Source organism: Cryobacterium sp. 10I1, assembly GCF_035019805.1.
Lineage (GTDB): Bacteria > Actinomycetota > Actinomycetes > Actinomycetales > Microbacteriaceae > Cryobacterium > Cryobacterium glucosi.
In genome coordinates, this window is the sequence record NZ_JASJVF010000577.1 from 1 (window position 1) to 404 (window position 404).

A 404-nucleotide genomic window follows, 5' to 3' on the forward strand; every position below is an offset into this window, starting at 1 on the left:
GCCGTGCACGGCATGAACGGATGCTTCGCCGCCGCGCTCGCCCTGCGCGAGCACTTCGGAATCCACACCCTTCCCGACCTCGCCCCCTGACGGATTCGACGGGGCGAGCGGATGCCGGGGGAGCCTCAGTCGTTCTCCGGCCAGTCCTCGGGGCCCTGCCGCTCCGTGGCGCGCAGCTTGTCGATGTCGCGGCGTTCCCGCTTGGTCGGACGCCCGGCGCCGCGGTCCCGCATGGGCACGAGCGCGACCTCCTCCCGCGGCGGGGGCGGCGGGGTCTTGTCCACGAAGCACTCGGCGGCGACGAGTGCGCCGACGCGCTTGTTCACGATCTTCGAGACCACGAGCACCCGGTCGAAACCGCTCGACCGCACCCGGACCTCGTCGCCGATGTGCACCGGCTGAGC

Annotated in this window: 1 protein-coding gene; it reads right to left on the bottom strand. The window is 72.5% G+C overall.

The genetic code is table 11. The annotated features are described in order from the left end of the window. Positions 1–125: 125 nt before the first annotated feature. On the bottom strand, positions 126–404 hold a 279-nt coding region (locus QN345_RS19855), incomplete at its 5' end, for an RNA-binding S4 domain-containing protein (protein ID WP_323509218.1).